This window comes from Streptomyces omiyaensis (genome assembly GCF_014650895.1).
Classification (GTDB): domain Bacteria; phylum Actinomycetota; class Actinomycetes; order Streptomycetales; family Streptomycetaceae; genus Streptomyces; species Streptomyces omiyaensis.
This window is the reverse complement of the sequence record NZ_BMVV01000009.1, coordinates 182857-208656: the sequence shown is the minus strand read 5'-3', so window position 1 is coordinate 208656 and position 25800 is coordinate 182857. Positions and strand designations below refer to the sequence as shown.

At 76.5% G+C, this 25800-nt stretch carries 22 protein-coding genes and 1 pseudogene; 4 read left to right on the top strand and 19 right to left on the bottom strand.

The window, feature by feature from the left end; genetic code table 11:
* Positions 1 to 30: 30 nt before the first annotated feature.
* From IE287_RS17700 to IE287_RS17685, 4 genes are all read right to left on the bottom strand, one after another.
* Positions 31 to 852, bottom strand: coding sequence for a DUF1365 domain-containing protein (locus tag IE287_RS17700; protein WP_189850009.1), 822 nt, complete (start codon positions 850 to 852; stop codon positions 31 to 33).
* Positions 849 to 2108: an NAD(P)/FAD-dependent oxidoreductase gene (locus IE287_RS17695; protein ID WP_189850008.1), complete on the bottom strand. Its 1260-nt coding sequence runs from the start codon at positions 2106 to 2108 to the stop codon at positions 849 to 851. The genes IE287_RS17700 and IE287_RS17695 overlap by 4 nt, the downstream gene beginning before the upstream one ends.
* Before the next feature lie 149 nt (positions 2109 to 2257).
* A complete protein-coding gene (locus IE287_RS39445) occupies positions 2258 to 3100 on the bottom strand; it encodes a sigma-70 family RNA polymerase sigma factor (RefSeq protein ID WP_189850007.1) in 843 nt (280 codons plus the stop codon).
* Positions 3101 to 3277: 177 nt separating this feature from the next.
* Entirely contained in the window at positions 3278 to 4651 is a 1374-nt protein-coding gene (locus IE287_RS17685; protein WP_189850006.1) for a cryptochrome/photolyase family protein, read from the bottom strand.
* Positions 4652 to 4874: 223 nt separating this feature from the next.
* On the opposite strand from IE287_RS17685, the gene IE287_RS17680 reads away from it, so the two are divergent.
* Positions 4875 to 6881: an ATP-binding protein gene (locus IE287_RS17680; RefSeq protein ID WP_189850005.1), complete on the top strand. Its 2007-nt coding sequence runs from the start codon at positions 4875 to 4877 to the stop codon at positions 6879 to 6881.
* 101 nt (positions 6882 to 6982) lie between these two features.
* Here the strand turns inward: IE287_RS17680 and IE287_RS17675 are convergent, their stop codons facing one another.
* From IE287_RS17675 to IE287_RS17655, 5 genes are all read right to left on the bottom strand, one after another.
* Positions 6983 to 7393 (bottom strand): UBP-type zinc finger domain-containing protein, encoded by a 411-nt coding sequence (locus IE287_RS17675; protein ID WP_229883548.1) that lies wholly within the window; start codon positions 7391 to 7393, stop codon positions 6983 to 6985.
* The gene (locus IE287_RS17670; RefSeq protein WP_189850004.1) at positions 7390 to 8895 is read right to left on the bottom strand and encodes an SDR family oxidoreductase; all 1506 of its coding nucleotides are present in this window, start codon (positions 8893 to 8895) and stop codon (positions 7390 to 7392) included. Before IE287_RS17670 ends, IE287_RS17675 begins: the two co-directional genes overlap by 4 nt.
* 14 nt (positions 8896 to 8909) lie before the next feature.
* Positions 8910 to 9488, bottom strand: coding sequence for a fasciclin domain-containing protein (locus IE287_RS17665; protein ID WP_189850003.1), 579 nt, complete (start codon positions 9486 to 9488; stop codon positions 8910 to 8912).
* A gap of 161 nt (positions 9489 to 9649) precedes the next feature.
* Complete coding sequence (locus IE287_RS17660) at positions 9650 to 10243, bottom strand: Rv1733c family protein (protein WP_189850002.1); 594 nt, start codon at positions 10241 to 10243, stop codon at positions 9650 to 9652.
* A gap of 129 nt (positions 10244 to 10372) precedes the next feature.
* Entirely contained in the window at positions 10373 to 10966 is a 594-nt protein-coding gene (locus IE287_RS17655) for a TetR/AcrR family transcriptional regulator (RefSeq protein ID WP_189850001.1), read from the bottom strand.
* Positions 10967 to 11039: 73 nt separating this feature from the next.
* On the opposite strand from IE287_RS17655, the gene IE287_RS17650 reads away from it, so the two are divergent.
* A complete protein-coding gene (locus IE287_RS17650; protein ID WP_189850000.1) occupies positions 11040 to 11570 on the top strand; it encodes a GNAT family N-acetyltransferase in 531 nt (176 codons plus the stop codon).
* 73 nt (positions 11571 to 11643) lie between these two features.
* Here the strand turns inward: IE287_RS17650 and IE287_RS17645 are convergent, their stop codons facing one another.
* The 3 genes and pseudogenes from IE287_RS17645 to IE287_RS17635 form a co-directional block, all read right to left on the bottom strand.
* Complete coding sequence (locus IE287_RS17645) at positions 11644 to 12480, bottom strand: alpha/beta fold hydrolase (protein WP_189849999.1); 837 nt, start codon at positions 12478 to 12480, stop codon at positions 11644 to 11646.
* 102 nt (positions 12481 to 12582) lie between these two features.
* The gene (locus IE287_RS17640) at positions 12583 to 14694 is read right to left on the bottom strand and encodes a helix-turn-helix domain-containing protein (RefSeq protein ID WP_229883547.1); all 2112 of its coding nucleotides are present in this window, start codon (positions 14692 to 14694) and stop codon (positions 12583 to 12585) included.
* A gap of 103 nt (positions 14695 to 14797) precedes the next feature.
* Positions 14798 to 16537, bottom strand: a pseudogene (locus IE287_RS17635) (amidohydrolase); the annotation flags it as partial.
* A gap of 284 nt (positions 16538 to 16821) precedes the next feature.
* On the opposite strand from IE287_RS17635, the gene IE287_RS17630 reads away from it, so the two are divergent.
* Positions 16822 to 17403, top strand: a complete 582-nt coding sequence (locus IE287_RS17630; RefSeq protein ID WP_189849998.1) for a Dps family protein — start codon at positions 16822 to 16824, stop codon at positions 17401 to 17403.
* A 202-nt stretch (positions 17404 to 17605) separates the two neighbouring features.
* Here IE287_RS17630 and IE287_RS17625 read toward each other — a convergent pair whose 3' ends face one another.
* The 6 genes from IE287_RS17625 to IE287_RS17600 all read right to left on the bottom strand — a co-directional run bounded on the left by IE287_RS17625 (position 17606) and on the right by IE287_RS17600 (position 24369).
* On the bottom strand, positions 17606 to 18124 hold the full coding sequence (locus IE287_RS17625; RefSeq protein WP_229883546.1) for a hypothetical protein: 519 nt from the start codon (positions 18122 to 18124) through the stop codon (positions 17606 to 17608).
* 109 nt (positions 18125 to 18233) lie between these two features.
* On the bottom strand, positions 18234 to 19700 hold the full coding sequence (locus tag IE287_RS17620; RefSeq protein ID WP_189849997.1) for an amidase: 1467 nt from the start codon (positions 19698 to 19700) through the stop codon (positions 18234 to 18236).
* 290 nt (positions 19701 to 19990) lie between these two features.
* Entirely contained in the window at positions 19991 to 20656 is a 666-nt protein-coding gene (locus tag IE287_RS17615) for a DsbA family protein (RefSeq protein ID WP_189849996.1), read from the bottom strand.
* A 408-nt stretch (positions 20657 to 21064) separates the two neighbouring features.
* Positions 21065 to 21736, bottom strand: a complete 672-nt coding sequence (locus IE287_RS17610) for a hypothetical protein (RefSeq protein ID WP_189849995.1) — start codon at positions 21734 to 21736, stop codon at positions 21065 to 21067.
* A gap of 73 nt (positions 21737 to 21809) precedes the next feature.
* Positions 21810 to 22490: a nucleoside deaminase gene (locus tag IE287_RS17605; RefSeq protein ID WP_229883545.1), complete on the bottom strand. Its 681-nt coding sequence runs from the start codon at positions 22488 to 22490 to the stop codon at positions 21810 to 21812.
* Positions 22491 to 22503: 13 nt separating this feature from the next.
* Entirely contained in the window at positions 22504 to 24369 is a 1866-nt protein-coding gene (locus IE287_RS17600; protein WP_189849994.1) for a flavin-containing monooxygenase, read from the bottom strand.
* Between the two features lie 175 nt (positions 24370 to 24544).
* Between IE287_RS17600 and IE287_RS17595 the strand changes: the two genes are divergently transcribed.
* On the top strand, positions 24545 to 25186 hold the full coding sequence (locus IE287_RS17595) for a PASTA domain-containing protein (protein ID WP_189849993.1): 642 nt from the start codon (positions 24545 to 24547) through the stop codon (positions 25184 to 25186).
* A 171-nt stretch (positions 25187 to 25357) separates the two neighbouring features.
* Here IE287_RS17595 and IE287_RS17590 read toward each other — a convergent pair whose 3' ends face one another.
* Complete coding sequence (locus IE287_RS17590) at positions 25358 to 25717, bottom strand: hypothetical protein (RefSeq protein ID WP_189849992.1); 360 nt, start codon at positions 25715 to 25717, stop codon at positions 25358 to 25360.
* Positions 25718 to 25800 lie beyond the last annotated feature (83 nt).

Sequence of the window (25800 nt, the reverse complement as noted above, 5' to 3'; positions counted from 1 at the left end):
CGGGCGGCGTGGCCGGGGGGAGCGAGAGGGTCACGAGGTGCCTTCCTGCGGGGTGGAGGGGGTACGGGGGCGGACGCGGAGCCCCTTGAGCCAGAGGCGGACGCCGTGGCGGCGGATGCCGAGGGAGACGGCGGCGGTGGACCAGGGGTGGCGGAGCGCGGCGGCGAGCAGGGTGCCCGGCCGGGCGGGGCGGTGGGTGCCCCGGACGGTGGCGGTCAGCGGACGGGTGCCGTCGGAGTGGCGGAGCTGGACGGTGAGGTCGAGGCGGTCGCCCGGGAGCGGGAGCCTCATCCGGTAGGCGCCCTCGACGTCCAGGAAGGGCGAGACGTAGAAGGCCTTGGCGGCCTCGGCCCGGCCCCGTCCGTCGGGGCGCAGCAGGTAGGTGTGGCGCCCGCCGTAGGTGTTGTGCACCTCGGCGACGACGCAGACGGGTCGGCCGGCGCGGTCGTGGCACCAGTAGACGGTGAGCGGGTTGAACACGTGCCCGAGGACGCGCGCGTGGGTGAGCATCAGCGCGGGCCCGTCCGCGTCCCGCACGCCGTGGGCGGCGAGGCAGGCGTCGAGGCCGGCGCGCAGCGTGGGGGCGTGCCCGTCGAAGTGGTCGCGCGGGTCGAACCGGGCCAGCGGGCGCAGGGCCCGGGGCAGTACGGGGAGTTCGTCGACGTCCACCAGCCACATGTACGTGCGGTGGCGGAGCGCGTAGGAGAAGGGCGTGGTGCGGGTGTGGGCGATCTCGGTCTCGTACAGGGCGGGGACCGGGGGCGGGGCGGCGGGCGACCGCCCGGCGGTGGCCGGGGCGGGGGCGGCCGTGCCCTCGGCGGTCGGGCCGGGGGCGGCCGGGGGGACGGTCATCGCGGATCCGCCCCCAGGTGACGGGCGGCCTCGAAGCCCGAGCGGCAGCCGTCCTCGTGGAAGCCCCAGCCGTGGTAGGCGCCGGCGTAGGCGGTGACGGGGCTGCGGAGGGTGGGCAGGAGCCGCTGGGCGGCCACGGACTCCGGCGTGTAGACGGGGTGCTCGTAGGTCATGCGGGCCAGGACGGTGGAGGGGTCGACCCGGTCGCCGGGGTTGAGGGTGACGAGGTGCGGCTCGGCGGCCGGGAGCCGCTGGAGCCGGTTCATGTCGTAGCTGACCTGGACGGATCCCGGGCGGGCGGCGCAGGAGGGCAGCCAGTAGTTCCAGGAGGCGCGGGCGTGCGGCGAGCGCGGCAGGAGGGTGGTGTCGCGGTGCAGGACGGTCGGGTTGCGCGAGTAGGTGAAGGCGCCGAGGACGCGGCGCTCCTGCTCGGTGGGGTCGGCGAGCAGACGCAGGGCCTGGTCGGGGTGGACCGCGACGACGACGGCCGCGTGCTCGGCCGACTCGCCGTCGGCGGTGACGACGGTCGCCCGGTCCGCGCCCCGGACGACGGCGCGGACCGGGGTCGCGGTCCGTACGGAGGCGAGGCCCTTCGCGATCCGCTCGACGTAGGCGGCCGATCCGCCCGTCACCGTCTTCCACTGCGGGGAGCCGGTCACCGAGAGGAGGCCGTGGTGGTCGAGGAAGCGGAAGAGGTACGCGGCCGGGTAGCGCAGCGCGGTGTCGGGGGCGCAGGACCAGACGGCGGAGACGAGCGGGATCGCGAAGTGGCCGACGAAGTACTCGGGGAAGCGGTGGTCGCGCAGGAAGTCCCCGAAGGTCCGGGTGGTGTCGTCGGCGGCCAGCAGGCGGCGCGCGGCGCGGTGGAAGCGGGGGACGTCGGCGAGCATCCGCAGGTGGCGGCCGCGGAGGGCGTTGCCGCCGCCGAGGAGGCCGGAGAGGCCGCGCGCGCCGGCGTACTCGAGGCCGCAGCCGTCGCAGCGGACGGACATGCTCATCTCGGAGTCCTGGGTGGCGACGCCGAGTTCGCGGAAGAGGCGCAGCAGGTGCGGGTAGGTGCGGTCGTTGTGGACGATGAAGCCGGTGTCCACGTGGAGCGTGCCGCCCTCGCGGGCCGGCAGCTCGTGGGTGTGGGCGTGGCCGCCGAGCCGGCCGTCCGCCTCGTAGAGCACCACGTCGTGGGCGCGGGACAGGAGGTGGGCGGCGGTCAGTCCCGCCACACCCGCCCCCACCACCGCGACGGTCCGTCCGTTCATCGTCTCCACCCCTAGTGTCGTTCGTTCTTTTGTTTGTCGATAGGTCGGTACGTCGGCCGCTGTGCGGGCCGCCGCGTCCGCCGGTCCTTCCGGCGGGCGGGCCGGTGGGCCGTCCCGTGCCCGGGCGGGCGCGCCGGTCCGTCCTCCGGTCAGCCGCCGGTGGCGGCGGGCGCGAGGCTGTGGCGCATGCGCTGGAGGCCCCGGCGCGCGTGGCTCTTGACCGTGCCGAGCGGCATGCCCGTGCGGTCGGCGATCTGCGTCTGGGTGAGGTCGGCGAAGTACGCGAGCGCCAGCACGTCCCGCTGGACGCGGGGCAGCCGTGCCAGCTCCTCGGTGACGACCAGGCGGTCGAGGATCCGCTCGGGGCTCTCGTCCGTCCGGTCGGCGTGTTCGAGGGTGGCCCCGAGGGTCGCCGCGAGTTCGACGCGGCGGGTGCGGCTGGTGAGCGCGTCGGCGATCTTGCGGCGGGTGATGCCGATGAGCCAGGCGGGGAGGGATCCCCGCTCGGGGCGGAAGTTGGCCCGCCCGTGCCAGGCGGCGACGAACACCTGCTGGGTGACGTCCTCCGCCTCGCGCGGGTCGCCCAGCGCCCGCGCCGCGAGCGTGTGGACGAGCCGTCCCCAGCGGTGGTAGGCCGCGGCCAGGCAGTGCTCGTCGCCCCGGACCAGCCCGCGGGCGATCCAGTCGAGGTCGTCGTCCGCGGAGGCGGCGGCACGGGCGTCGCCGCGCGCCCCGCCCTCCGCGCGGGAGCCGGCACGGGCCGCACGGCGGTCCTCGCCGTCCGCGTGCTCCGTGGGGCCGGCGTACTCCGTGTGCCCCGCGCGGTCCGCGCGGTGGACCCCGGCGGCCGTGTGCGCGTCCGCGCTGCCCCCGCGGTGGGCGTCGCCGACGACCCGGCCGCCCCCCTGCGCCTCCGCGCGGGGGGCGGCGTGCGGCGGGTGGCCGGACGGGGCGGGGGTCGCGAGGTCGGCGGTGATCCGGGGTGCGGTCATGGCGCTTCCTCCTCCGGGTGGTGGAGCGGGCGTCCACCGGGCTGACCGCCGCTGCGGGAGCGGTGGCTCCGGGACCTCGTCGGCCCCGTGCCCCTCACGTTCCGGTTACCGGCCCCCTCACCACAAGTCGCATCGTTTTCGCATCGAAACGATGCAGCCGGCTCCCCGCGGGCCCGGTCAGCCGATCCCCCGGATCTGCCGGAAGCGGTCCAGGCCGTCCGCGAGCCCGATCAGCGGCTCCGGGTAGTCGAGGGCCGCGCGGTCGGGCCCGGTGAGCTTCCACGGCTCGTGCACGGCCGGACCGTCGAGTCCCGCGAGCTCCGGGACCCAGCGCCGGACGTAGGCGCCGTCGGGGTCGTGGCGCCTGCCCTGCGCCACCGGGTTCAGGACCCGGTTGGGCCTGGTGTCGGTGCCGGTGCCCGCCACCCACTGCCAGTTGAGCTGGTTGTTCGCCACGTCGCCGTCGACGAGCAGGCCGAGGAAGTGGCGCGCGCCCTCCCGCCAGTCGACGCAGAGCGTCTTCGCCAGGAAGGAGGCCGTGATCAGCCGGCCGCGGTTGTGCATCCACCCCTCGTGGGCGAGCTGCCGCATGGCGGCGTCGACCACCGGATATCCGGTCCGCCCCTCGCGCCAGGCGGCGAGGTCCGCCTCGGCGTCGGCGCCCGTCCTCCAGCCGCCGGGGCGCGTGCGGTAGTCCTCGGCCGCCGCCTCGGGACGGGCGGCCAGGACCTGGTGGTGGAAATCGCGCCAGCACAGCTGCCGCACGAACGCGTCGGCGCCCGCGCCGCCCCGCCGGCGCGCCCGGTGCACCGCCTCTGCCGCGGAGACGGCGCCGAAGTGGAGGTAGGGCGAGAGGCGGGACGTGGCGTCGCCGGCCAGGTCGTCGTGGCGGTCCTCGTAGGCGTCGCCGTGGTCGGAGAGCCACGAACCGAGCCGCTTGCGCGCCTCGCTCTCCCCGCCCGCGACGAGGGCCGGCGAGACGTCCGCGACGTCGGAGCGGCGCGGTACGCGATCGGAGCGCACGCCCGGCGGCACCCGCAGCGTCCTCGGGGCCTGCAGCGGCGTCCGGGGCGGCTGGTCGCTCCAGCGCCGGTAGTAGGGCGTGAACACGGCGAAGTGGTCCGAGCCCTGCGGGACGACGTCCCCGGGGGGCACGACGGTGACCACGCCGTCGTGGACGTACAGCCGGCGCCCGTCGTCCTCCAGGACCTTCCGCAGCCGTGCCTCCCGCGCGGCGGCGAAGGCCGTCACCCCGGCGGCCATGTGCACCTCGTCCGCCTCGGTCTGGCGCACCAGGGTCAGCACCTCGGCCACCGTGTCGCCCTCCCGGACCACCAGGCGGCCGCCCCGCTCCGTGAGCCCCCGGTCCAGGTCCGCGAGGCAGTCGGCGAGGAAGGCCAGCCGGTTGGGCGCGGCGAACCCGGCCCGGTCGACGGCCGGGTCGCGGACGAAGACCGGCACCACCTCCTGCGCCCCGTCGAGCGCGGCCCGGAGCGGCGGATGGTCGTGGACCCTCAGGTCCGAGGTGTACAGAACGACGGAGACGGTCATCGCGCCCTCCCTGTTCGGCCGCCGGGGGCGGGCGCGGACGCGCCGGTCCGGCGTACTGCGTACGGACTCCTACACTCGCGCTTCCCGCGCGCGTCGCCCGCCGGATGCACGCGACGCGCCCTCCGGACCCCGCCACCGCCGCCCGGGAGGGCGACCGGCCGAAAACAGTCCCCTCTCGGCGTCCGTGGTCGGAGGGGGGCGCGTTCTGCCGGAGAATGCGCGGATGGATTCGTGGGCGCCGCCGGAGAGCGGTCCGTTCGTCGGGCGGAAGCGGGCCGTCGAGGAAGTCGTGTCCCGCGTGCGGACGGGGCGGCTCGTGACGCTGGTGGGCATGGGCGGGATCGGCAAGTCCCGGCTCGCCGCGCGGGTCGTCGACGTGACCGGGCGGGACGGCTTCACCGGCGTGCACTGGGCGCCGCTCTGGACGATCGGCAACCCCGCGCTGCTGACCTCCCTGGTGGCCGACGCCTGCGGCCTGTCCGACCACTCGTCCGGCGACCCGGTGGAGGGCCTGGCCCGCTGGATCGGTTCCCGTCGCGTGCTGCTGGTCCTGGACTCCTGCGAGCACCTCGTCCGGGCCTGCGCGGCGCTGGTGGGGGCGCTCCTCGCCCGCTGCCCCGCGCTCGTGGTGCTCGCGACCAGCCGCGAGCCGCTGGGGACGGAGGGCGAGGAGCCGTACCGCGTCGGCCCGCTCTCCCCCGACAGCGAGGCGATGGAGCTGTTCACCGCGCGCGCGGCCGCCGCGGGGGCGCGGTGGACGGCGCCGGAGGACCTCGTCGCCGCCGCCGAGGTGTGCCACTGGCTGGAGGGGGTGCCGCTGGCGCTGGAGCTGGCCGCCGCGCAGCTGCGGGAGCGGCCGGTGGGGTCGATGGCCCGGCTGCTGCGCGGCCGGCTGGCGCTCGCCGAGGGACCGGAGAGCCGGATCCAGCCGGCGCGGCACCGCGCGCTGCGGACCACGATCGGGTGGAGCCACGAACTGTGCGAGCCCCGGGAGCGGCTGCTGTGGGCCCGGCTCTCGGTGTTCCGTTCGGGGGCCACGACGGCCGACGTGGCGTGGGTCTGCCGCGGCGGGCCGCTGACCGGGGACGGGCTGGCCGAAGCCCTCGACGGGCTGGTCCGCAAGAGCGTCGTCTCCCTCTCCGGCGACCGGCTGCACGTCTACGACACCGTGCGCGAGTACGGGGCCCTGTGGCTGGCGGAGCTCGGGGAGACGCGGAGCCTGGCCGACCGGCACGCGCTGCGCTTCCACGCGCTCGCCCTGACCGTCGAGGACTCCTGGTGGGGGCCGGAACAGGCGCGCACCTACGCGCGGCTGACCGCCTGTCACGCCGATCTGTGCGCCGCCCTCGAACACCTGCTGGCGACCGATCCGGTCAGGGCCGGGGAGCTGGCCGGTGCCGTCGGCTTCCTGTGGGCGTGCTCCGGGCACCTCCACGAGGCCGCGCACTACCTGGAGGAGTGCCTCCAGGCGGTCGCCGGTCCCCCGGCCCTGCTCTCCCGGCTGTGCTGGGCGCTGGGGGTGGTGCGCTGCCTCCGCGGCGAGTACGTCACGGCGGCCCGGCTGGCCGGGCGCGCCGACGAGGAGGCGGTACGGGCCGGGGACGCGGCGCTGCTCGCGGACGCCGCCTATCTGCGCGGGCTGGTGATGCTGCTGCGGGGCGAGCCGCTGGACGCGCTCGCCGTCGCCGACGCCGCCCTGACCGGACCGGCCCGCCCGGCGCCCTCGGTGGCGCGCTGCCGGCTGGTGCGCGTCTTCGCCCTGACGGCCTCCGGGGCGCTGGGAGAGGCCCGGGCGGAGGCCGAGGCACTGCGGGACGACTCCGCGTCGGCCGGGGAGCACTGGACCCGCTCCTACACCGAGTACCAGCTGGCGGTGATAGCGGTCCTGGAGGAGCGGGCGGCCGACGCCGCCGCGCACGCGCGGGCCATGCTCCGCGACAAGCTCCTCATCGGCGACGCCTTCGGGCTCGGGCTGGGCCTCGATCTGCTGGCGGTCTCCTTGGCCGCGCTGGACCAGGGCGAGGAGGCGGCGGTCGCCTACGGGGCGGGCCAGGTGTTCTGGGAGATGGTCGGGCATCCCCAGCGCGGGACCCCCGAGCTGGGGCCGCTGCGGGTGCGGGCCGAGCGGGAGGCGCGCCGTCGGATCGGCGACGGCGCCTACGAGGAGGCGTACGGTCTGGCCCGCCTGACGGACCCGTTCGTGACCCTGGGGGCGATGCTGGCGGAGTGAGCCCCGGCGGGCGCGGGGGCGTCGCCCGTCCGTGCGGACGGGGTTTCCGGGAGGGGCGGGGCCGTGTCGCCCCCGCCTGCGGGGACCCGGGCGCGGCGGTGTCACCGGCCCGTGCGGGCGGCGCTCCCCGGGCGCGGCGCCGCCCTCCCCGGCTCGTCGTCCCGTGCCCGCAGCAGGAACAGTTCGTCCACGAAGCACCAGGCCCAGTCCTCGTCGGGGGCGAGCGAGACCGCCACCGGATGTCCGGTCGCCGTGTGATGGGCGTGGCTGTGGGCGCCCGGGGAGCTGTCGCAGCAGCCGACGTGGCCGCACGCGGCGCACCGGCGCAGGCGCCGCCAGGCGGTCCCGCGCGCCGCGCACTGCGCGCAGACCGCCCCGGCCGCCGCGCCGGCGGGCGGGACGGGGGCGTCGAGGTGGGCGCAGTGCGCCGGAGCCGTACGGCCGGCGTCGGGGGCCACCGTCCAGGCGGGGCCGTCCGGCGGGGGTGCGGTGCGCTGGTCCGGCGGGGTCACCGCTGCTCCTCCGTCTCCGCGGTGCGGGCGATGTTCCTGGCCATGCCGCCGAAGACGACGGCGTGGAAGGGGGCCACGCTCCACCAGTAGGCCTGTCCCGCGAGGCCCCGGGGGTGGAAGAGCGCCCGCTGGCGGTAGGAGGTGCGGCCGCGGTCGTCGCGGTCGACGGACATCTCCAGCCAGGCGAGGCCCGGCAGGCGCATCTCGGCGCGCAGCCGCAGCAGGCGTCCGCGGTCGATCTCCTCGACGCGCCAGAAGTCCAGCGCGTCGCCGACCCGCAGGCGGTGCGCGTCCCGGCGGCCCCGGCGCAGTCCGACGCCCCCGACGAGGCGGTCGGCCCAGCCCCGCACGGCCCAGGCGAGCGGGAAGGAGTACCAGCCGTTCTCGCCGCCGACTCCCTCGATGACCTTCCACAGGGCTTCGGGGCTCGCGTCGACCGGCCGTGAGCGCCGGTCGGTGTAGAGGCTGCCGCCCGCCCAGTCGGGGTCGGTCGGCAGCGGGTCGCTCGGCGCCCCCGGCGTCGAGGCGGAGGACCAGCGCGTGGTGACCCGGGCCTCGCGCACGCGGCGGAGGGCGAGTCGGAGGGACTCGTCGAAGGGGATGGGTCTGCCCGGTCCGTCGGGGACGTACCGGGCGATGTCGTGCTCGGCGCAGACGACCTCGTGGCGGAGGGATTCGGTGAGGGGCCGCGCGAGGGAGGCGGGGACCGGCGTGACGAGTCCGATCCAGTGGCTGGAGAGCCGGGGGGTGAGGACGGGCACGGGGACGATGAGGCGCTTGCGGAGCCCCGCGGTCTCCGCGTACCGGGTCATCATCTCGCGGTAGGTGAGCACGTCGGGTCCGCCGACGTCGAAGGCCCGGCTGACGTCCGGGGGCATGGCGGCGCTGCCGACGAGGTACCGCAGGACGTCGCGGACGGCGATGGGCTGGACCCGGGTGCCGACCCAGCTCGGGGTGACCATGACGGGCAGGCGTTCGGTCAGGTAGCGGAGCATCTCGAAGGAGGCGGATCCGGACCCGATGACGACGGCGGCGCGCAGCACGGTGGTGGGGACGCCCGAGTCGAGGAGGACGCGCCCCACCTCGGCGCGGGACCGCAGGTGCGGGGAGAGCTCCTCGTCCGGTACGCCGCGCGGGGAGAGGCCGCCCAGGTAGACGATGCGCCGCACGCCGGCCGCCCGCGCCTCGGCGGCGAAGGTGCGCGCGGCGCGGCGGTCGGTGCTCTCGAAGTCGGCGGACGAGCTCATCGAGTGGACCAGGTAGTAGGCCACGTCGACGCCGCGGAACGCGTCCCGCAGGCTCGCGGCGTCGGTGACGTCGCCGCGCACGGTCTCCACCCGGTCGGTCCAGGGGAAGTCGCGGAGCTTGTCCGGATGGCGGGCGAGGCACCTGACGGCGTACCCGCTGTCGAGCAGTTCCGGCACGAGACGGCCACCGATGTAGCCGCTCGCGCCGGTGACCAGACAGCGGGCGCCCTCGGACGGCGGGGTGGGAGCGTCCATTCCCTTCGGCCTCCTCACTTCGGCATGAGCACGGTGTCGATGACGTGGACGGTGGCGTTGGAGGTCTGCACGTCGCCGCAGACGACGGTGGCGGTGTCGTTCACCTTGTAGGCGTCCCCCGAGCCGTCGGTGGTCAGCGTGCCGCCCTGGAGCGTCTTGAAGGAGCCGTCGGCGAGGTCCGCCTTGTCCACCGGTTCGTCGACGACGTGGTAGGTGAGGATCTCGGTGAGGGTGGCCTTGTCGGCGAGCACCTTGTCCAGGTCGGCCTTGGGGATCTTGGCGAAGGCCTCGTCGGTCGGGGCGAAGACCGTGATGTCCTCCGCCTCGTTCAGGGTGTCGACCAGGCCGGCCTTCTCGACGGCCGCGGCCAGCGTCGACAGGGCGGGGTTGTTCGAGGCGGCCGTGGCGACGGGGTCGTCGGCCATGTCGGCGGCGGAACCGGCCCCCTCCTGCGGCAGCGCGGCGCATCCCGGGCCGAACGGCGCGTCGGCCTCCGCGGCGGAGGCGTGCGGCGCGAACGCCCCGAAGGAGACGGCGAGGGCGGCTGCGGCCAGGGCGGACGAGACGCGGCGGCGGGTGAACGTGGTGTTCATGACGTCCTCCTCCCACGGGCCCGGACGGGGGTCCGCGGCCGTGGATCGGGTGTCCTGTCTGTCACCCATGCCTTCCGCCCGAAGGGGCCGTCCGGATGGGGTCGGCGGAACTTTTTCCTCCGGTACCCGGCGGGGGCCGTTCCGTGCGGCCGCCGGCCCGGTCACGCGTCGTCCGCGGGCGGGCCGCTGCCCCGCCGGAGGCGGCCGGTCCAGACGGGCTCCACCTGCTCCCACTCGCGCTCCAGGGCCGCCAGGGTCCGGCGGTCGGCGCAGTACCGGACGAGGGCGACGACGCCGGCTCCCGCCGCGCCGGCCGCCCCGGCGGTCGCGACGCCCCCGGCGAAGGTGACGAGCAGGCGGTCCGCGTTCCCGCCCGTCCGGTGGACGAGCGCGCCCGCGTCGTCCACCCACACGGCCACGGTCCCTCCGGGCGGCGTGCGGGGCGGGACCTCGACCGTCCCGGTGCGGCGGACGTCGTCCGGGTACTCCCAGACGGCGGGTGCGACGGCGACCGGATCCGAGCCGAGGCGCAGGGCGGCCTCCGGCTGCGCGGCCCGCCCCGTGGTGGTGGCGGTCACGCGGTGCAGGTCGGCCGCGCGGGCCCGGTCGACGCCGGTGGCGAAGCTCCACAGGTACGCGCCGCCGAGGACGCCGCAGACGAGCGCGGCGAGGAGGACGAGGAGCACGGCGGTCCGCCGGCCGGGGTCGGCGTACGACGGGTCCGGTGCCCGTCCGTACGGGTCACGCTCGCTCATGGCTCACCTCCGGGCGGGTCCGCCCCGCCGGCCGCGGCCCCTGCGGGGCGACACTCCCAGGCTGGCACCACCTCGGCCGGACGGCGAGGCAGCGGGGTCCCGCCGGTCCGGCCGCCGGCCGCGGGCGGGCTACTCCGGGGCGGCGTCGCCGGACCGGAGGGAGGCCGTGTAGGAGGTGACGGCGGCGGTCGCCCGGAGCGCGTCGTCGGTGGCGAGGAGGTCGAGGAGCGCTCCGCGCAGGACCGCGAGGGTCAGCGTGCGGCGCAGGGTCCCCTCCTCGCTCTCCCGCTCCGGTGCGGGCTGGCAGGCGGCGAGGACGTCGAGCCAGTCGGTGACGGTCGCCCGCGCGAATCCGGCCCAGGGGCCGTCGGGTTCGACGAGGGAGCGGGCGTACGCCTCGGCCCACAGGCGCAGCAGGGCGCGGTGGTCCGGGGCCGCGAGCCACGCCCAGACCTCGTCTGCGGCCTGGGCGAGTCCCGCGGGCCGGTCGGCCCGGAGGCCGGCGAGGAGTTCCAGTTCGTCGGCGCGGGCCCGCTCCAGCAGGGCGTGGACGAGTCCGTCCTTGTTCCCGAACAGGAACATCAGCACGCGGGTGCTGGAGCCGACGGCCTCGGCGAGCGGACGGAGGGACAGGGAGGTCAGGCCGTGGGCGAGGACGTACCGGTAGGCGGCTTCGAGCAGCTCGGTCCGGCGGGCCGAGGGGTTTGCGGCATCGGAGGACATGGATCTAGCCTAGAGCTACTGACACACTCGTGTCAGTAGCTCTCAGTGACGCAGGGGTGCCGGAGTGTGTGAGATGTCAGACGGAGCCGACGACCGGCGGCGGGTCGTGGTCCGCCGCGCCGACCGGCCGGGCGACCTGGGCTGGGTGGTGATGGTCCACGGGGAGGTCTACGCCCGGCAGTTCGGCTGGAACACCGACTTCGAGGCCCTGGTCGCACAGGTGGTGGCCGGGTACGCGGCCGGGCACGACCCCGCGCGGGAGGCGGCGTGGATCGCCGAGGTCGACGGCGCACGCGCGGGCTGCGTCCTCCTCGTCGACGGCGGCGGGGAGGGACTCGCGAAGCTCCGGGTCCTGGTCGTCACGCCGGCGGCCCGGGGCCTCGGCCTGGGCACGCGGCTCGTGGGCGACGCGCTGGCCTTCGCCCGCGAGGCCGGGTACCGGCGCGTGACGCTGTGGACCACCGGCAACCTGACCTCCGCGCGCCGCATCTACGAGCACTTCGGCTTCGCCCTCGCCGACGAGGAGCCGGTCCACCGCTTCGGCCACGACCTCGTCGGCCAGAACTGGACCCTGGCGCTCGACGCCGGTCCCGCCGCGCGCTGACGCGCGAGGACGGCCGTCCGCCGCGGGCCGGCCCCCGGAGGACCGGCCCGCGGCGGACGGCGTGCGCTTCCGCCTACCGGGCCAGGAAGGCCAGCAGCGCCTCGTTGACCTCGTCCGCGTGGGTCCACAGCAGTCCGTGCGGGGCGCCTTCGATCTCCACGTAGTCGGCGGACGGGAGAGCGCGGTGGAAGGGGCGGCCGGTGTGCTCGACCGGGAGGATGCGGTCCGCCGTGCCGTGCAGGATGAGCGCCGGGACGTCCACCGCCGGGATGTCGGCGCGGAAGTCGGTGTACCAGGTGGACGGGGCGGCCGAGGCGGCGAAGGAGCCGCCGCGCGCGGCGGTGAGCCAGCTGTTGCGGAGCGCCTCCTCGCTGATGCGGCTGCCCAGGTTCTCGTCCAGGTTGTAGAAGTCCTGGAAGAACGCCGTGTAGTAGGCGTACCGGTCGGCCTCGACCGCCGCGACGACGCCGTCGAAGAAGTCCTGGTCCGCCGCCCCGTCGGGGTTGTCCTCGGTCTTCAGGAGCCAGGGCTCCAGGGAGGCGAGGAAGGCCACCTTGGCGATCCGCCCGGTGCCGTACCGGGACACGTAACGGGCGACCTCGCCGGTGCCCATGGAGAAGCCGACGAGGACGGCGTCGTGCAGGTCGAGGGTCTCCAGGAGGGTGTGGAGGTCGGCCGCGAAGGTGTCGTAGTCGTAGCCGGTGGCCGGCTGCGAGGAGCGGCCGAAGCCCCGCCGGTCGTAGGTGACGACGCGGTGGCCGGCGGCGAGCAGCGCGGCGGTCTGGCGCTCCCAGGAGCGCCCGTCGAGGGGGAAGCCGTGGATGAGGACGACCGGCTGTCCGGTGCCCTGGTCCTCGTAGGAGAGGTCGATGGGGGCGGAGTTCTCCCGGCCCACGGTGATGTACGGCATCGTGCGTTCCTTACGTCGCTGGATCGGACGCCGTCAGGCTAGGTGCGGCGGCACGGCGCCGCTTGTCCGCGGGCGCACCGCCGGCGGTCCGATCGTGCCCGGTCAGCCCTGCTCCGGAGGGTCCCCGAGGGCGTCGCGCAGCTGGGCCCTGGCGGTGACGCCCAGCTTGGGGAAGATCTTGTGGAGGTGGAAGCCGATGGTGCGCGGCGACAGGTAGAGGCGGGCGCCGATGTCCCGGTTGGTGAGGCCCGCCGCCGCCAGCCGGGCGATCCGGAGCTCCTGCGGGGTGAGGTCGGCGGCCTCGGAGGCCCGGGGCTCGGTGACGGCGACGCCGGCGGCGCGCAGTTCGGCGGCGGCGCGGTCGGCCCAGGGGCGGGCGTCGAGCCGTTCGAAGGCGTCGAGCGCGGCGGTCAGCGGCGCGCGGGCCTCGGCGGCCCGGCGGCGGCGGCGGCGCAGCCACTCGCCGAAGTCGAGCTGGGTCAGGGCGTGTTCGAAGGGCCACCGGGCGCCGGCCGGGTCGTCGAGCGCGGCGCGGAAGTGCGGCTCGGCCTCGTCCGGGTCGGCGAGCAGGGCCGTGGCGCGGTGCACGACGGCGTCGAGGCGGGCGGAGCGGGCGGAGCCGAGCTCGGCGGTGGTGGAGCCGAGCACGGCGCGCGCGTCGTCGGCGCGTCCCGCGCGGACGGCGGCGGCCGCGAGGTCGGCGAGCTGGTGGACCGAGGTGTGGTGGTGCACGGGGACGGGGTGGAAGTCCCGGGTGAAGGAGCGCCGCAGGTGGGCGTAGGCGGTGGCGTGGTCGGCCTCGGCCGCGGCGGCGAGGCCGAGGGCCTGGCGGTGGCGGACGTACAGGCTGCGGGAACCGCGCAGGTCGACGCCGTGGACGGCGCCCGCCGCCCGGGCCCTCGCCCCGTCGCTGTCGCCGCGGACGGCGCGCAGGGCGGCCTGGAGGATCGGCGCGCCGACGGTGACGTTGTCGGCGCCGGCCTCGGTGGCCATGGCGAAGGCCTCCTCGGCGGCGGTGGCGGCCGCGGTCCAGGCGCCGCGCTCGAAGTGGGCGAGGGCGAGGGCCTGGGCGACGGTGCAGTTGGCTCCGGCGGTGGCGGCGTGCCGGTGGTGGTCCCTGGCCCGGCCCAGGAGGCGCACGGCGAGTTCGGTCTCGTCGAGGATCCAGGCCGCGGCGCCGAGGACGACGAGGTCGGAGAGGGTGGGCTGCGAGGTCTCGGCGGTCAGCCGCCGCAGTTCGGCGAGGGTGGCGTCGCGGTCGGCGAAGGGGTCGGCGACGAGCCGGGTCCAGAGACGGCCGGGCGGGAGCGGCCCTTCGGGTATGAGGGCGGCGAGGCGGCGCAGTTCGGCGCGGTGGAAGGGGGATCCCGCGTTGTACGCGGGGGTGGCGCCGGTGCTGAGGGCGCCCATCGCCAGCTCCGGGGCGGCGGTCGCCATCCGCTCGGCGACGGGCAGCAGGAAGGCGAGGGAGTCCTCGTGCCGGAGGGTGACGGCGAGCGACCAGCCGCCGAGCAGGGACGATTCGGCGAGGTGGGCGGGGTCGTCGGTGAGGGTCGCGACGCGGAGGGCGAGGTCGCCGACCCAGCGGGGGTGCCCGGCGAACATCGCGGCGGTGGCGGCGGCGACCAGCCGGCCGGCCCGGCGGTCGGTGTCCGGGGTGAGGTCGGCGGCGCGTTCGAGCGCGGTCGCGGCGGCGGCGTACCCGCCGCGCCTGCGGGAGCGTTCGGCGGTCTCGGCGAGGGCGCCGGCCGCCTCCTCGTCCGGCCCGGGGGCGGCGGCGGCCAGGTGCCAGGCGCGCCGGTCGGGTTCCCGGGCGAGGGCGTCGGCGAGGGCGAGGTGGACGGCGCGGCGCTCGGCGAACGACGCCGCCTGGTAGACGGCGGAGCGGACCAGGGGGTGGCGGAGCCGGACGTGACCGGCCTCGACCCGGATCAGCCCGGCCCGTTCGGCGGGCTGCCACACCGCGGGGTCGTCGAGCTCGGGCAGCGCCCGCCGGAGGTCGGGCAGCCGGTCGGGGCCGGCCGCGGCGGCGGTGAGCAGCGCGCGGCGGGTGACGTCGGGCAGGCCGGGGAGGCCCGCGGCGAAGAGGCGTTCCAGCCGGGCGGTCAGCGGCAGGGTCCCGTCCGGTCCGGCGACGGCGCGGTCGGGGGTGCGGGCCACGGCGCGGGCCAGCTCGACGAGGGCGAGCGGGTTGCCCGCGGCCTGGTCGAGCACGAGGGCGCGGTACTTGCCCCGCGGCGGATGCGGCTGGGCGTCGAGCAGCCGTCCGGCGGCGCTCCGGTCGAGGGGCTCGGCGATCAGGTGGGGGAAGTCGTGGTCGGTAGCCGCCGAAGCGGGCGACCGGGCTCCAGGCGGGGCTGACCGGCGGGAGTTCCTCGTCGAGGCCCTCGTACTCGGCGGCGGCGTACACGATCCGCCCGTCGACCACGGTGAGGAGGGACTCGATGCGGGCGATATCGGGCTCGGGGACGGTGAAGTAGTCGTCGGAGAGGACGGCGAGGTCGCCGAGGAAGCCGGGGCGCAGCACGCCCTTGACGTCCTCTTCGCCGGTGAGGACGGCGCCCGCCCGGGTGAACATCGCGAGGGCGGTCCCGCGGTCGACGCGGTTGCCGGGCGGCCGGAGGACGAGGTCGCCGACGGAGCGGCCGGAGACCAGCCAGTGCAGGGCGATCCACGGGTTGTAGGTGGAGACGCGGGTGGCGTCGGTGCCGCCGCCGACGGTGAGGCCGCGCTCCAGCATGGCCCGCAGCGGCGGGGCGTCGGCGGCGGCGCCCGGTCCGTACCGGCCGAGGAAGGCGCCGCCCTGGAAGGAGAGGCGGTTCTGCACGGCGACGGCGCCGCCGAGCGCGGCGATCCGGTCGAGGCTGGCGGCGGAGACGGTCTCCGCGTGGTCGAAGAGCCAGCGGTTGCCGGCCGGGAAGAGGCCGTCGGCCGCGAGGCGTTCGAAGACGGCGAGGTCGCGGCGGATGGTCTCGTCGTAGGTGGCGTGCAGGCGGAAGCCCCAGCCGTTCTCCATGAGGAGGCGGACGGCCCGCTCGAACTCGTCCTCGTAGCCGGGGGCGAGTTCGGGCCGGGGCTGGGCGAAGTTCTCGAAGTCGGCGGCGGCCCAGGTGAGGTTCTCCCCCGCGCCGTTGAGCCGCAGCCAGGCGTCGCCGTCCCCGGGGCGGACGGTGGCGACCCAGCGGGTGAGGTCGGCCAGTTCCTGCCCGGCGGTCTGCGGGAAGAGGTGGTAGGCGATGCGCAGGGTGAGCCGTCCCGCCGCGGCGAGCCCGACGACCGTGGCGTAGTCGTCGGGAAAGCTCTGGAAGCCTCCGGCGGCGTCGATGGCCGAGGTGAGCCCGAAGCGGTTGAGCTCCCGCAGGAAGTGGCGTGTGGAGAGCGCGCGTTCCTCCTCCGGGAGGGCGGGCGCCTTGGCGAGGGTCGAGTAGAGGACGAGGGCACCGGGGGCCGCGAGGAGCATTCCGGTCGGTTCGCCGTCCCGGCCGCGCACGATCCGTCCGCCGCGCGGGTCGGGGGTGTCGCGGGTGAATCCGGCGGCGCGCACCGCGGCCCGGTTGAGGACGGCGGCCTGGTAGAGGTGGAGGACGAAGACGGGGGTGTCGGGGGCGGCGGCGTTCAGCTCGGACACGGTGGGCATCCGGCGCTCGGCGAACTGCTCCGCCGACCAGCCGCCGACGACCCGCACCCACTGGCCCCTGGGCGTCCGCGCCGCCTGTTCGCGGAGCATGGCGAGCCCTTCGCGGAGGGTGGGGACGCCGTCCCAGCGCAGCTCCAGGACGTAGTTGAGGCCGCCGCGGATGACGTGCAGGTGGGAGTCGTTGAGTCCGGGGACGACGCGGCGGCCCAGCGCGTCGACCACGCGGGTCGCCGGACCGATGTGCCCGGCGACGGTGCGGTCGTCGCCGACGGCGAGGATCCGTCCGTCGCGGACGGCGAGCGCCCGGGCCGCCGGGTGGGCCGGATCGCCCGTGTGGATCTTCGCGTTGCGGACGACGAGGTCGGCCGCGTCTTCCTCGGTGGCGCGGGGCACGAGCCCCTCGACCGGCATGCTGGACACCTTCCGGAACCCTCCTGGGAAGGGGACCGCGCCTCTCCGGACCGGCCCTCCTCGACGGGTCCGTCCCGGAGGCGGTGCCGGTCCGGCCGGGTCCCGCTGACGACCCGAAACGTACGGCGGCGGCCGGCGGGCGCCTTGGCCGTGGGCGCACCGGGTGCGGCCCTCCCGCGCACCGGGGTGTGCGCTCCCGGCCGGGCGTGCGTGCGCCGCCGGACAAGCGGCGGCGCGCCGGCCGCCTAGCGTCCCCTTCCGTACCCGGTGGACCGGACCGCAGGAGGCGGCAGATGGACAGTGCGAACGGACAGGCGTGGGACGGGGGCCGGCCGGCCCTCCCCCAGGAGGGGCGGATCGTCCAGGAGTTCGGGACGGTGAAGGGGTTCCCGGTCGGTCTGGCGCAGGAGGCCCGGACGTACGCGTGCGGGCGGCTGAACAAGGTCCTCGCGGACACCCAGATCCTGTACGGGCTCTACAAGAAGCACCACTGGCTGATGCGGGGCGCGACCTTCTACCAGCTGCATCTGGTGCTCGACAAGCACGCGGGCGAGCAGCTCGCCCTGGTCGACGCGCTCGCGGAGCGGGTCCAGACGCTCGGCGGCGTCGCGGTCGGCGACCCCCGGCACGTCGCGGAGCTCACCACCGTGCCCCGGCCCCCGGACGGCGTCGAGGAGGTCCCGGCGATGCTCTCCCGGCTCCTGGAGGCGCACGAGGCGATCCTGACCGACGCGCACGACGCCGCGGCGCGCACGGCGGCGCTCGGCGACGACGGCACCAACGACCTGCTGGTGTCCCAGGTGATCCGTACGGGCGAGCTCCAGGCGTGGTTCGTCGCCGAGCACCTGGTCGACACGCCGCTGGTCCGGGCCTGACCCCGCGCCGCCGCACCGGCCGGCGGCCTTCCGGCCGTCATCGCCGCGGCCGCCCTCCCGGCCGTCGCCGGCACGGGCGGCGCGCCGGGCGCCGGCGGCCGCCCCGCCCCGGACCGTCGGGGGGCCTCGGCGCCCCGGACCGTCACGGGGCTCCGCGCCCCGGGCGGGCGGGGCCCGTGGTCCCCGCCCCGCCCGGAGGGGGTCACGTGAAGTACCGGCCCGCCTTCTCCAGCACGTGCTTCGTGAACAGCCCGCCCCACACGACCCGGCCCCGGTACAGCGTGGTCCGGCTGACCCCGCGGCCGCACTCGACCGTGACCGGACGGCTGACCACGGTCGAGTCGACGGTCCGGGCGTCGTGGGCCGCCCACTGCGCCGCCTCCGGCTGCACCCGCGCGCTCACGAGCGCGGGCAGCACCAGGGTCACGTTGCGGGCGCCCGGTATGCCGCCCCGCAGGCTCTTGGCCCGCTCCATGGCCCACAGGGTGAACCCCTCCAGCGCGGCCACGTCGGCCTGGGGGACGGCCGCGGCGAGGACGAACAGCTCCGCCTTCGTCCCGAACCACCGCGCCCTGCGGTCCGCCCGGTGGGCGGCCACCACCGGACAGCCGCGCCACTCCGAGTCGGTCACCGTGCAGCCGTCGGCCGTCAGCCGCGCGCGGAGCCCCGCCAGGTAGGCGGCCGACGCCCCGTCCGGCTCGTGGGATGCGTTCTGAGTCATGCCCGGATCCTCCAACGCCCCACGGGGCGAGGGGAAGTGGCGCCGGGGACGAACTTCCGCCGATCCGCGGCCGGACGGCGGCGGACGGCGCGGCGGACGGCGTCCGCGCTCAGAGGGGCGGGCGGCGGGCACTCCACGGACGGGCCGCCTCGACGGCCGCGGCCACCCGGAAGACGGTGGTGTCGTCGTAGGTCCGGCCCACGATCTGGACGCCGGTCGGAACGCCGGTGGAGGCGAGCCCGGAGGGGACGCTCAGGACCGGGCAGCGGCCGGCGATGTTGAAGGCCGTGGTCATCGCGGCCTCCAGGTAGGAGTCCAGCTCGACCCCCTCGATCACGATCCTGGTGGAGAGGTGGTCGTCGTCGGCCTTCAGCGCCGGGACGGCGGTCGTCGGGCAGAGCAGGACGTCGTGACGGGTATGCAGGAGGCCGAGCCTCCGCTGCACGCCCGCCTCCAGCTCCAGGCCGCGCATGACGCTGCCGGGCTCGCGGGCGGCCTCGGCGGTGCGCGCGGCGAAGTCGAGCGCGTACGCGGTGAGCAGGTCGCCGTGGTCCGCGGCGACCGACGCGACGTACGGCCCGAAGACCGTGCCGAAGTGGATCATCGCCGCCTCCCTCACCTCCGCGCGGGTGATCGGCACCTCCACCTCCTCGACGACGGCTCCGGCCGCGCGCAGGGCCTCCGCGACCGCGCGGGTGTGGGCCTCGACCTCGGGGTCGACCGGCCAGTCCCCGAGGGTCACCGACAGCGCCACCCGCAGGCCCTCGACCCCCTCGAAGCCGTCGGGCAGCGTGAACCGGGGGCGCAGCGAGACGGCGTCGAGGGGATGGGGGCCCGCGATGACGTTCTGCAGGAGGGCGCAGTCGGCGACCGTCCGTGCCATCGGCCCGTCGTGGCAGTACGTGTCGAGGTTGAAGGGCGCCATCGCCGGGACCCGGCCGTACGGCGGCTTGTAGCCGACGGTGCCGGTGCAGGAGGCGGGGATCCGGATGGAGCCGCCGATGTCGGAGCCGGTCGCGAGGGTCGTCGTGCCCGAGGCGAGCGCCGCGCCGGCGCCGCCGGACGAACCGCCGGGGCTGAACTCCAGGTTCCACGGGTTGCGCGTCACGCCCCACAGGCGCGACTGCGTGAAGGCCGCGCAGCTGAACTCCGGCGTGGTGGTCCGCGCGTGCACGATGCCGCCGGCCGCCCGGACGCGCTCGACGACCGGGTGCGTCTCGTCGGCGATCTCGTCCCGGAAGGCCAGCGAGCCGTCCGTGCTGCGGCGCCCCGCGATCGGCTGCTCCTCCTTCGTCGCGACCGCCAGGCCCTCCAGCGCCCGGGGTGCCGGCCCCTTGCCCAGGTACCGCGCCTCGGCCTCGCGCGCGGCGGCGAGCGCCTCCTCGAAGGTCCGCTCGGCGAGGGCGTTGACCTTCGGCTCGACGGCCTCGGCGCGGGCGATGACGGCGGTCATCAGCTCGACCGGCGACAGGGAGCGGTCCCGGAAGCGGGCCAGGGCCTCGGTGGCGGGCAGGTAGGCGAGTTCGGCGTGCGCGCTGCCGTCGCCGGGGGCGGCGAGGTCGGTGCGGTGGGTCATGGGCGTCCCTTCCAGGTGCGGCGGAGGCGGCCGGCCGGACGGCCGGCCCCCTCGTCGGCAGCATCGAACCGCCGCCCGACACCGAGCGTCAACGGCGTTGACGTAAGGGGGAGAGGAGGCCGGGACACCGCGAGGACATCGGGATCGCCGACGCCGGAGGACGGCGCCGGTGATCCCGTCGTGCGAGGGGAGGGCCCCCGGCCCTTACGGGCGCGGGGCCTGCGGGCACCGGGCCCCCGGGCACCCGGCGGAGCGGGGACGGCCCGTCCGCCGTGCCGCCGCCGCCCGCCTCACCGGGCGAGCCTGGCGTCGATGAGGGCCTCGAACTCCTCGTACGTCCGCGGGGTTTCGATCCTCAGCCCGTCGACGAAGAAGGTCGGGGTGCCCTGCACGCCGAGGCCGAGGCCGTCCTGCTGGTCGGCCTCGACCCGGCGCAGCGTGCCCGGGTCCTTCACGGCGGCGTCGTACCGGTCCGTGTCGAGGCCGAGGCCGGCGGCGTACTCGCGGAAGAGTCCCTCCTTGGACTCCTTCGACTCGCCCCACTCCTTCTGGGTGGCGAACAGCTTGCGGTACATGGCCTCGAACCCGCCCTGTCCGGCGGCGGCCTCGGCGGCGAGGGCGGCGGCGGTGCTGTTGCGGTGGCCGGGCATCGGGAAGTGGCGGGCGACGAAGGTGACCCGGTCCCCGTACGCGGCGCGCAGCTTCTCCACGGTGGGATGGACGGCGCCGCAGCCCTCGCACTCGAAGTCGAGGAACTCCACCACCGTCAGCTCGCTCCTCGCCGGCGAGGTGAGGCGGTGGCTGGTGTCGCGGACGGCCCTGGCGTCGGCCGCGGGGCCGGTGTAGGGGCCGGTGGCGGGGTCCTGGGGGGCGAACAGCAGGAACGAGCCGAACGCGACGGCGAGCGCGGCGACGAGGACGCCGGCCGCGAGGAGGTTCTTCTTCAGCGTGGTCATGATGCCTCGGAGGGGGAGGGGAAAGGGAAAGGGAGAGAGGAAAAAGAGGAAGGGGGAGAGAGAAGGTGCACGGAGGGGCGCACGCGGAGCGCGGCGGCCCGCGCCGGGCCGAGCGTCCCGCTCCGGACCGAGCGGCCCCCCGTCGCGCTCTCGGGCGCCCCGGTCCGGCCACCCGCCCCGGTCCGACCCGGCCCGGCTCGGCTCGGCTCGGCTCGGCTCGGCTCGGCTCGGCGGGCGAGGGTGCCCGGGGACGCCCGCCGTCGCGGGGACGGCACGCCGCCCCGGCGGGCGAGAGCACGGCGGGTGGGGGGCACGGCGGGTGGGGGCACGGCGAGTGGCTCCGGGACCCCTACGCGGGAGCCGGTCCGCGGGGGACTCGGGCCGGGAGGCTCCGGGCCCCGCCCCCGGTCACGCCGCGAGGGCGAGGGAGGGCGATCGGCGGGCCCCGGCACGGCCGTGGAGCAGGACGCGGCCGGAGGGGCCGCGCGGCGGTGCCCGGCCGGTGACCGGTCGCGGGACGAGGGCGGAGTGCGGGAGCGGCGCGTCGGACGGCCGGCACGCCGGTGCGGGACCGGCGCCCCGGACGACGAGGAGCGGCCGGAGGAGGCCGAGGAGCGCGGCGACCCCGGCGAGGACGGCCGCGGAGTGCCGTCGCAGCCGCGCCTCGGCGCCGATCAGGCGCGCGGCGAGGACGAGGGTGACGAGGTGCCCCGCGAGGAAGGCCTCCGGCGGGATTCCGGCGGCGGTGGCGTGACCGGCCGCCGCGCCGGCCCCGCCGGGGAGGCCGACCGCGGCGCAGGCGCCGGGCAGGGCGTAGGCGAGCTGGTGGGCGGCCTGGGCGCCGAGGAGCGCGGCGAGCCGCTGGGGGTCGGACAGGCGGCGGCGCGTGAGCGCGTACGCCCCGGCGGCCGGTGTGCCGAGCAGGACGGCCGGGAGCGCCCACCGGGGCAGGTGGCCCTGGGCCAGCAGGTGGCCGGCCATGGGGAGGAGGACGCAGAGGGCGGCGACCGCCGATGCCGCGAGCCCCTGTCCGACGCCGCGGGCTCGCGCCGCGGGGCGGGTCGGGAGGGGTGCGGGCATCGGGTCGGCGCTCTCGTCGTCCGGAAGGGCGTCCTCGCGGCGGCGCGGGCGCGCCGGGACGTGTCCGGGCAGGCTATCCCGTGCGGTGGGGCCTGCCGCGGCCGCCTCCCCCGTGCCGGCCGGCGGGCCGGGCGAGCGCGGCGGCGGCGACGCCGGGCCACAGCTCCCGCAGCCACGCCTCGGCGGTGGGTGCCGAGGGCAGTCCGGGCGGCAGGGAGTCGTGCAGGGCGGCGGTCTCGGGCTCCAGTTCCCGGCAGCGGACCAGCGTCGCCGGCTCCTCGGGGCCCCGGGCGGCGACCGCGACGCTCCGCAGGAACATGACGTTGGCCGCCACCAGCCAGGGCTGCTGCTCCAGTCCCGCCACGCCGGAGGAGCCGTGGTTCGCGCTCGCGAGCGCCCACGGGTCGGGGGCGAGGTACCGCACCGCCCCCACGCCCGTGAAGGCCGCGGCGGCGGTGCACATGGAGCAGGGTTCCTGGGTGCTCCACAGGGTGAGGGTGCCGAGGTCCCACTCGGTCCGCGCGGCGGCCAGCGCGTTGAGCTCGGCGTGCGCCAGCGGCGTGCCGCGCAGGGCGCCGGCTCCGGGACCGTCGTCGTACGCCTGGTTGCGCCCCTCGGCGCGTACCGTCCCGTTCGCGTCGGTGAGCACGGATCCCACCGCGAGTCCGCCCGCCCGGAGCGCCTCGTAGGCCAGCGCCAGGCAGCGCCGGACCGCCTCGGGCGCCGCCGGCCATGCCTCGTCGAAGATCGTCACAGCGAGCAAGATCTCACAGCGGGGTCGCCGCGCGGAGCCCGGGGTTCGCCTCGGGACCCCCGAACTCCTCGCCCCCGTAACGCACTTCGCCGGTCTTCCCGTCGGCGTCGAGGTCCTGGGCGGTCTCCTCGGCGAGGGGCGGTCCCCCCTCCCCGTCCACGGGGGCTCGTCCGGGGGCGGGTGCGGGCCCGGCCGGGACGGAGGCGCGGTCGGGCGCGGTCGCGGCACGGGCGGCCCGGTCGGGGACGGGAGCGGTCGCGGCACGGGCGGCCTGGTCGGGCACGGGAGCGGTCGCGGCACGGGCGGCCTGGTCGGGCACGGGAGCGGTCGCGGCACGGGCGGCCTGGTCGGGCACGGGAGCGGCCCGGTCGGGCGCCGGGGCGGTCGCGGCGCGGGTGGCGGGGCCCGAGAAGCGGAGGTGCCCGTCGGCGATCTCCTCCTGCCGGAGCAGCCTGCGGTCGCCGTGGTAGCTCGTCGACGTCGCCCAGGGCGCCTCGGGGCCCTGCCGGGGAAGGTGGTCCAGCGCGCGCCGGACGTAGCCGGCCCCGAAGTCGAGCATGGGGCGGGTGGGCAGGCCGGGTTCGCTCTCGGGCCAGGCGGTGTCGTGGCCGTGCCGGTCCATGTGGGCGAGCAGCCGGCAGACGTACGCGCAGAGCAGTCCGATCTTGAGCGTCCACGAGGCGTGGGTGTACCCGATGGCGAGGTTGAGGTTGGGGACGCCGGACAGCATCGTGCCCCGGTAGAGCAGCGAGTCGGCCGGCGAGACCTCCGTGCCGTCGACGGTCAGGCGTATGCCGCCCAGGAGCCGGAGGTCGAGTCCGGTGGCGGTGACGATGACGTCCGCGGGGAGCTCCCGGCCGGACGCGAGCAGGATCCCGTCCTCGGTGAAGGTGGCGATCCGGTCGGTGACGACCGAGGCCCGGCCGGAGCCGATGGCCTTGAACAGGTCGCCGCCGGGTGCCGCGCAGAGCCGCTGGTCCCAGGGGTCGTACGGCGGGGAGAAGTGTTCGTCGACGGGGAAGCCGGCGGGCAGGAGGCGGGCGTTGGCCGCGCGGATCAGCTTCCGGGTCGCGGTGGGATGGCGGCGGGAGAGCCGCCAGAACAGCTGCTGGCGGACGATGTTCTTGCGGCGGCTCAGGGCGTGGCCGCGCTCGTCGCCCAGCAGACCGCGCAGTAGCCGGGCGAGCCGGTCCTCCTTCGGGACGGGCACGATGTACGTCGGTGTCCGCTGGAGCATGGTGACGTGCGCCGTCTCCTCCGCCATCGCCGGGACCAGCGTGACGGCGGTGGCGCCGCTGCCGATGACGACCACGCGCTTGCCGCGGTGGTCGAGGTCTTCGGGCCAGTGCTGGGGGTGGACGATCCGCCCGCGGAAGCGGTCGCGGCCCTCGAAGCGCGGGGTGTGGCCCTCGTCGTACCGGTAGTAGCCGGTGGCGCAGAAGATCCACCCGGCGGTGAGGTCGACCCGCTCGACCGCCCCCGTCTCCGGGTCGGTGCGCTCGGTCCGGACGGTCCAGCGGGCCCGGTCGGACGACCAGTGGGCATCGAGCACCTTGTGGTGGTACCGGATGTGCGCGTCGAGGCCGTTCTCCGTCACCGTCTCCCGGAGGTACGACAGGACGCGCGAGCCGGTGGCGATCGACTCCCGGTCGCGCCAGGGCTTGAACGCGTAGCCGAAGGTGTAGAGGTCGGAGTCGGAGCGGACTCCGGGGTACCGGAAGAGGTCCCAGGTCCCGCCGGAGGCGCCCCGGGCCTCCAGGATCGCGAACGATCTGCCCGGATGCTCCAGTCGCAGATAGCGGCCGGCGCCGATGCCGGAGATCCCGGCGCCGACGATCAGGACGTCCAGGTGCTCCACGCGCGGCTCGTACGAAGTCATGGGGAAGAGCATGCGTCACCCGCCGCCGCGTCCTCACGGCGGGCCGCCCGCGGGACGGCGGACGGGGCTCCCGGGGGACGGCGGACGGGGCTCCCGCGGGAGGGCGGACGAAGCGCAGGGTCACAACCTGGTGAACCCCGCCCACCGACCGTGACCGCTCCGTCAGGCTGGACCGATGCGCCTCACGAACACCGCTCTCGTCGCCGGCACCGCACTCCTGGTCCTCACCCTCTCCGGTTGCGAGGAGGGCGGCGGGACCGGCTCCGACAAGCCGGCCACCGGCCGCACCGGCACGCCGGCCCGCACGCCGGCCGCCACGCCGGCGACCGGCGACGACGAGGTGGGCACGCTGGCGGACATGACCGGCAAGGGCCTCCAGTCCGCCCAGGACCAGGCCCAGGCCGCCGGCTTCTTCGCCCTGCGCTCCCACGACGCCCTCGGCCGGGGACGCGCCCAGGCGCTGGACCGCAACTGGAAGGTGTGCGGCCAGACGCCGGGCGCGGGCGAGCACCCCACCGACGTCACGGTCGACTTCGCGACGGTCAGGCTGGAGGAGGAGTGCCCCGGGAAGGACCAGGGCGCCGCCGAGCCGGAGACGGCCACCACCATGCCGGACTTCACGGGGAAGTCCGTCAAGATCGCCCGGCGGTCCCTGGACTCCTCGACGAGCCTCACGGTCACCGACGCGTCCCCGCAGGGCCGGATGATCCTCGTGGAGTCCAACTGGCGGGTCTGCACCCAGGACCCGGCCGCCGGGACCGCGCTCGACGGCCGGCCCGTCGCCCTCACCGCCGTGAAGTTCGACGAGACCTGCTGACCCTCGCGGCGGGCGGGCGACAGGCGGGCGAGCGGGGGCGGGCGACAGGCGGTCGAGCGGGCGGTGGGCGGACGGGTGCGGAACCGGCCCCGAGTCCGGTCCGCGCCTTCACCCTCACCCCCGTCCACCCCCTGCCCCCCGCCCACCGCCCACCGCCCACCGCCCAGGGTGTTACCGGGCGGCCGGGGCGTCGAAGCGCACCGAGCGGAGTTCCAGGGTGTCCTTGGCGGGCTTGCCGTGGGCCCGCAGCCGCCACTCGGCCCCGGTGCAGCTCGCGCCCAGGTAGACGGTGACGGCCGCGTCGGTGTCGTTGTGCGGGCCGTAGCCGGGGAGCTCGTCGTCCTCGCCCACGGCGTGGAGGTTGACGCACTTGCCGCCGTGCGGGTCGTGGAGGGTGACGTGGCGCTCCTGGCCGTAGCCGTCGACGTACTTGTAGTGGAACTCGCCCTGGGCCGCCTGGGCGGAACCGGCCGTCGACAGGAGGAGCGCGAAGGCGCCGAGGGAGGCGCCGAGCGTGGTGCGCAGCTTCATGGCGGGAAACCCTTCCGGAGATGATCAAGGAGGAAGGGCCTCACCCTACGAATGGGGCCGGAAGGCGAATCGATCCGCCGGAC